This window comes from Promicromonospora sp. NPDC060204, assembly GCF_042728455.1.
Taxonomy (GTDB): domain Bacteria; phylum Actinomycetota; class Actinomycetes; order Actinomycetales; family Cellulomonadaceae; genus Promicromonospora.
In genome coordinates, this window is record NZ_JBHWZO010000330.1 from 1 (window position 1) to 6032 (window position 6032).

Here is a 6032-nt window from a genome sequence, read left to right on the forward strand (position 1 = left end):
GGCCCCGGAGGGACCTGAGCGTCTGACACGTCGGGCGGAACCGCCGCGGGTCAGTAGCCCGTGGCGGTCGGCTCCGGGTAGTACTGGGCGTACTTGCGGCGGTAGTTCTGCGTGATCGCCTCGACGATGAGCCGGCGCTTGAGACCGGAGTCGGCGTCGTACTTCAGCGGGTTGACCACGGCGCCGCTCGCCTTGAGCGCCTTGAGCCGCGACTTCAGCTCCGGGTCCAGCACGTACTTCGACAGCAGGCCGAAGGGCACCACCGTGTACAGCACCTCCTGGACCGCCCGCACGGGACGGATCGGGCGGTGCAGCACCCAGTCCTCGACCAGCACGCGGGCCACGTTGGCCCCGCCCGCCGTCACGTAGTAGTTGTTCCGGCCGATGCGGGGGTTCACCTCGAAGTACACGTGCCTGCCCGTGCGCGGGTCCAGCTTGTAGTCGAAGTTGGCGAAGCCCACGTAGCCGGTCAGGTCGAGAAACCTGGTGGCGGCGTCCATCGCGTCGTCGTACGCCTCGACCAGGATCGCGGCCGGGATGCCGAGCGTGCCCGGCGTGTGCTCCTCCAGCAGCACCCGGCCCGTGGCCAGGAGCGTCACCTCGCCCGACGTGTCGCGGTACGCGGTCAGGGACCGCATCTGCGTCTCGTCGCCCGGGATGAACTCCTGCACCAGGAACGTGCCCGGGTAGTTGGCGTCCGCCAGGTGGCCCAGGATCACGTCGAGCTCCTCGCGGGAGTCGATGTGGTGGATCTTCGCCTTGCCGGGGAAGTCCACGTAGTACCACTCGGCGCTGTTGGACGGCTTGCCGACCACGGGGTACTGCAGGTCCACCGCGAGCGCCGGCACCGCGGCGCGGCCGCCCTCGGCGACCAGCTTGGCGACGTCGACCGGGACCGTGCGCGGCGTCGGGATGCCGAGCTGGTCGCAGACCTGCGCGAAGCCCTCCTTGCTGCTGACCTGCTCCAGGACCGGCAGCGACGGGTACGGCAGCACGTAGCCCGCCGCCTCCAGCCGCTCCCGGTTCAGGATGACGGTGCGCACGTGCCAGTCGGCGTTCGTCAACAGCACGAGCGTCTTGTCCCGGTGCTGCTGGGCGATGCCCTCCAGCGTCGAGAGGAACACGTCGACGTCGTCCAGGCCGGGCACGACCACGTTCTCGGCGATCGCCGAGTCCTGCATCGCGCGCGTGGCCACCTTGGACAGCACGACGGCGTGCGTGCGGTACTGCTCGTGGAACGCACGCACCAGGGCGTACATCCCGACATCGCCGCCGATCCCCACCACCAGCATCTCGGGAGCCGTCTGCTCCCCGCCGCCTACCGGTCCCTGCTCAGCGGGGAAACCCCTCACGCCTCGGCCTCCGTGCGGTCGCCGGACCACTCCGTGTGGAAGGTGCCCTCGCGGTCGACCCGCTTGTAGGTGTGGGCACCGAAGAAGTCGCGCTGCGCCTGCACCAGGGCGGCCGGGAGCCGCTCGGCGCGGACGCCGTCGTAGTACGCGAGCGAGGAGGAGAACGCCGGCGTGGGCACGCCGTTCTGGGCCGCACCGGCCACGACGCGGCGCCAGGCGGGCAGGCCGCTCGCGACGGCGTCGGTGAAGTACGGGTCGGCGAGCAGCAGCGGCAGGTCCGCGTCGCGCTCGTAGGCCTCGGTGATCCGGTTCAGGAACCGGGCGCGGATGATGCAGCCGCCGCGCCAGATCCGGGCCATGGCGCCCCGGTCGATGTCCCAGCCGAACTCGGCCGCGGCCGCGGCGATCTGGTCGAAGCCCTGCGAGTAGGCGACGACCTTGGAGGCGTAGAGGGCCTGGCGGACGTCCTCGATGAAGGCGTCCCGGTCCTTGACCTCCCACTCGGCCGCGTGCGCGGGCAGGGCGGCCCGGCCGGCCGCGCGCTGCGGCACCGAGCCGGACAGGGCGCGGGCGAACGTGGCCTCCGCGATGCCGGTGATCGGCACGCCCAGGTCCAGGCCGTTCTGCACCGTCCAGCGGCCGGTGCCCTTCTGCTCGGCCTGGTCCAGCACGATGTCGACGAACGCCTTGCCCGTGTCCGCGTCCACGTGCTGCAGCACGTCGGCGGTGATCTCGATGAGGAACGACTCCAGGTCGCCCGTGTTCCACTGCGCGAAGATCTGGCCGATCTCCGCGGCCGAGGCACCCAGCCCCTGGCGCAGCAGGTCGTAGGCCTCCGCGATGAGCTGCATGTCGGCGTACTCGATGCCGTTGTGCACCATCTTGACGAAGTGCCCGGCGCCGTCGGAGCCCACGTAGGTGCAGCACGGGGTGCCGTCGACCTTCGCGGAGATGTCCTCCAGGATGGGCCCGAGCGACTTGTACGACTCGCGCGTGCCGCCCGGCATGATGGACGGGCCGTTCAGCGCGCCCTCCTCACCGCCGGAGACGCCGGTGCCGACGAAGTGCAGGCCGTGCTCCTTGAGGGCGGCCTCGCGCCGGATCGTGTCCGGGAAGTGGGCGTTGCCGGCGTCGACCACGATGTCGCCCTCCTCCAGGAGGGGCACCAGCTCGTCGATGACGGCGTCCGTGGGACCGCCGGCCTTGACCATGATGACCACCTTGCGCGGCCGCTCCAGCGACGCGACGAAGTCCGCCATGGACTCGCTCGGGACGAACTTGCCGTCGTCACCGTGCTCCGCGACCAGCGACTCGGTCTTCGCGTACGAACGGTTGTGGACCGCCACCGTGTACCCGTGACGTGCGAAGTTCCGCGCGAGGTTGCGACCCATCACCGCCAGCCCGGTGACGCCGATCTGTGCTGTGCCTGACACGTTCTTGCTCCTTCTGCAGTGGAAGACGGGCCGGCGCCCGCGGTGCGCGCGCCGCGACCCGCTTGCCAGCCTAGTGCCCTGGCTCACTTCGCCACCGCGCAGATCACGATCCGGCGTCAGCCGCGCGCCTCCCCGTGGCGGCGCCACCACGGACGTACGGTGAAGTGGTGACCAGCGGCCCGCCCACCGGTGTTCCCGTCGACTTCGCAGCAGCCCTCGCTGACCTGCGCGGCGCGGCCCTGCGCGCCGAGGTACGCCTCACCGAGATCCCCGCGCCGCGCCGGGTGGCGCCGTTCAGCGTGGCGCTCTCGGGCGACGTCCTGCCGGGCGCGCCGCCTGGCCGGCGCGAGCCGGACCGGTCCGACGAGCACGACCACGACACCGACCCGCTCGCCACCGGCCGCTTCGTCGTGCTGCACGACCCGGCCGGCCAGGAGGCCTGGCACGGCACGTTCCGCGTGGTGACCCTGGTGCGGGCCACGCTGGAGCCCGAGATGGCGGCGGACCCGATGCTGGCCGACGTCGCCTGGTCCTGGGTGGGCGAGTGCCTCGAGACCGCGGGCCTGGTCCCCGGCACCGACACGCTGGCCGACGGCGGCACGGTCACCCGGGTGCTGTCGCAGAGCTACGGCGCCCTGGACGGCACGCCCGACGCGGTGGACCTGGAGATCCGCGCGTCGTGGACGCCCGTCGACACGCGGCTCGGGACGCACCTGCGCGCGTGGGCCGCACTGCTCACCATGGCCGCGGGAGTGCCCCCGCTGCCCGAGGGCGTCGCGGCTCTCACCAGGCGTTTTACCGACCGATCCAGGCAACGCCATACGGTAGGCCCATGACCACCACGGAGCGAGGAGTCCCTGCGGAGACATCGACGCCCGTGCCACCACCCGTCACACCGCTGACCGAGCCCGCCGACGGGCTGCCCGATGTCGTGGCGACGCCGGGCGCGTTCGCACGTGTCGTGGAGGCGTTCGCCGCCGGCTCGGGTCCCGTGGCGGCCGACGCCGAGCGCGCCTCCGGGTACCGCTACGGGCAGGCGACGTACCTGGTCCAGGTGCGGCGCGCCGGTGCGGGCACGGCACTGATCGATCCCGTCGGCGTGCCCGACCTGGGCGCGCTGGGCGATGCCGTGGGCGACGCCGAGTTCGTGCTGCACGCCGCGTCCCAGGACCTGCCGGGGCTCGCCGCGCACGGCCTGCACCCGGCCCGCGTCTTCGACACCGAGCTCGCGGCGCGGCTGCTCGGCATGGAGCGCGTGGGCCTGGCCGCCGTCGTGGCCGAGGTGCTGGGTCTCGGGCTGGCCAAGGAGCACTCCGCCGTCGACTGGTCCACGCGCCCGCTGCCGGAGGACTGGCTGCGGTACGCCGCCCTCGACGTCGAGGTGCTGGTCGAGCTGCGCGACCGTCTCGCCGAGCGCCTGGAGGCGGTCGGCAAGACGCAGTGGGCCGCGCAGGAGTTCGAGGCGGTGCGCACCGCCGCCCCGCCGGCGCCGCGCGTCGACCCGTGGCGCCGCACGTCCGGCATGCACGTGCTGCGCAACCCGCGCCAGGTCGCCGCCGTGCGGGCGATGTGGGCCGCGCGCGACGCGAGCGCCCAGGCGCGCGACATCTCGCCGGGCCGGGTGCTGCCCGACCGTGCGATCGTCGCGGCGGCCAAGGCCATGCCCCGGACCGCCGGCCAGCTCGTGCTGCTGCCCGAGTTCGCGGGCAAGGGCACCAAGCGCCGCGCCGCCTACTGGCAGAAGGCGATCGACGACGCGCGCGCCCTGCCCGACGCCGCGCTGCCGTCCGTGCGGGGCCCGCGCTCCGACGGCCCGCCGCCGCCGCGCACCTGGGGCGACCGCGACGCCGTCGCGGCGCGCCGCCTGGCCGCCGCCCGCGAGCTCGTGACCGCGCTGTCCGAGGAGCTGAGCATCCCGGTGGAGAACCTGCTGCAGCCCGACGCGCTGCGCCGGCTGTGCTGGACACCGCCGTCACCCGCGGACGCCGCCGGGATCGCCGACTTCCTGCGCGGGCGCGGCGCCCGCGAGTGGCAGGTCGGGCTGCTGGCCGAGGGTCTGGAGCGGGCGTTCGCGCAGGCCGCGCAGGAACCGGTGTGAAAGCCCCGCGCCGACCCCAGTAGAGTCGTCCCCATGCCAGCCCTGTCGGAGCCCATCACGCTCGCCGTCGACGTCGTCACCGATCCTTCGACCTGGGACCGCGAGGTGCTCGCCCTCGGCGGCCACCCGCTCCAGCTGTGGGGCTGGGGCGAGGTCAAGGCGGCCGGGAACTGGCGCGCGCACCGGCTGCGGGTCACCGAGGACGGCTCGACCGTCGGCCTGGCGCAGCTCCTCGTGCGGCCGCTGCCGGCCCAGTTCAAGGCGCTGTCCTACGTGCCGCGCGGCCCCGTCGTCGCGCACCACGACGGCGAGACCGCCCAGGCGGTCTTCGGCGTGGGCGACACCGCGACCCGCAACGCCGTGACCAACACGGTCGTGGAGTGGGCGCGCGAGAACGTGGGCGGCGTCGGCATCACCATCGAGCCGGACTGGCCCGCGGGCACCCAGCTCGACCTGGCCGGACGCCGGTACGCGCCGAACCAGATCCTCATCCCGAGCACGCTGATCCTGGACCTGACCCGGCCCGCCGACGAGCTGATGTCGGACATGCGAAAGTCCACGCGGTACGAGATCCGCAAGGGCGCGCGCTCCGGCCTGGACATCCGCCGGGTCACCGAGGACGCCGAGGTGCTGCGGGTCCTCGACGTCTACAAGGAGACCGCGCAGCGCGCCGGGTTCGCCATCCACTCCGACGAGTACTACCTGGACGTCAACCGGCAGCTCGGCGACAAGTCGGTGCTGGTGGCCACCTACATCGACGACGTGCCGGCGTGCTTCGCGTGGTGCGTCAACTCCGCCAGCACCTCGTTCCTGCTGTACGGCGGCGGCAACGACGCCGGCCGCAAGGCCACCGCCACGGCGCCCACCTACTGGCGCACCATCGAGATCGCCCGCGAGCAGGGCCTGGTGCGGTACGACATGAACGGCCTGCTCAACGACGGCATCAGCGACTTCAAGAAGAGCTTCGCGAAGCACACCGACGAGCTCGTCGGCTCGATCGACGTGTCGTTCTCGCGCTGGTACACCACCTGGAACAGCGCGCTGCCGACCGCCAAGAAGGTGGTCCGCAAGCTCCGCGGCAACTAGCAGCCGCCCCGCACCACCCACCACCCGCCCTCGTTGAGTGCTGGGTATTTGTTGGTCTCGCAC

5 protein-coding genes are annotated in these 6032 nt (G+C 72.7%); 3 read left to right on the plus strand and 2 right to left on the minus strand.

Going from position 1 to position 6032, the window contains the following annotated elements; genetic code table 11:
• Positions 1 to 50: 50 nt before the first annotated feature.
• Positions 51 to 1352 carry a carboxylate--amine ligase gene (locus ACFWEJ_RS26335; protein WP_377232131.1) on the minus strand — a complete coding sequence of 434 codons (1302 nt, stop codon included), beginning with the start codon at positions 1350 to 1352 and terminating at the stop codon, positions 51 to 53.
• Entirely contained in the window at positions 1349 to 2785 is a 1437-nt protein-coding gene (gndA, locus tag ACFWEJ_RS26340) for an NADP-dependent phosphogluconate dehydrogenase (protein ID WP_377232132.1), read from the minus strand. Before gndA ends, ACFWEJ_RS26335 begins: the two co-directional genes overlap by 4 nt.
• 167 nt (positions 2786 to 2952) lie before the next feature.
• Between gndA and ACFWEJ_RS26345 the strand changes: the two genes are divergently transcribed.
• Genes ACFWEJ_RS26345 through ACFWEJ_RS26355 form a run of 3 tightly spaced genes read left to right on the plus strand, consistent with a single transcriptional unit; the run spans position 2953 to position 5969 of the window.
• Positions 2953 to 3621: a DUF3000 domain-containing protein gene (locus tag ACFWEJ_RS26345; protein ID WP_377232133.1), complete on the plus strand. Its 669-nt coding sequence runs from the start codon at positions 2953 to 2955 to the stop codon at positions 3619 to 3621.
• Entirely contained in the window at positions 3618 to 4883 is a 1266-nt protein-coding gene (locus tag ACFWEJ_RS26350) for an HRDC domain-containing protein (RefSeq protein WP_377232134.1), read from the plus strand. Before ACFWEJ_RS26345 ends, ACFWEJ_RS26350 begins: the two co-directional genes overlap by 4 nt.
• Positions 4884 to 4916: 33 nt before the next feature.
• Positions 4917 to 5969: a lipid II:glycine glycyltransferase FemX gene (locus ACFWEJ_RS26355; RefSeq protein ID WP_377232135.1), complete on the plus strand. Its 1053-nt coding sequence runs from the start codon at positions 4917 to 4919 to the stop codon at positions 5967 to 5969.
• Positions 5970 to 6032 lie beyond the last annotated feature (63 nt).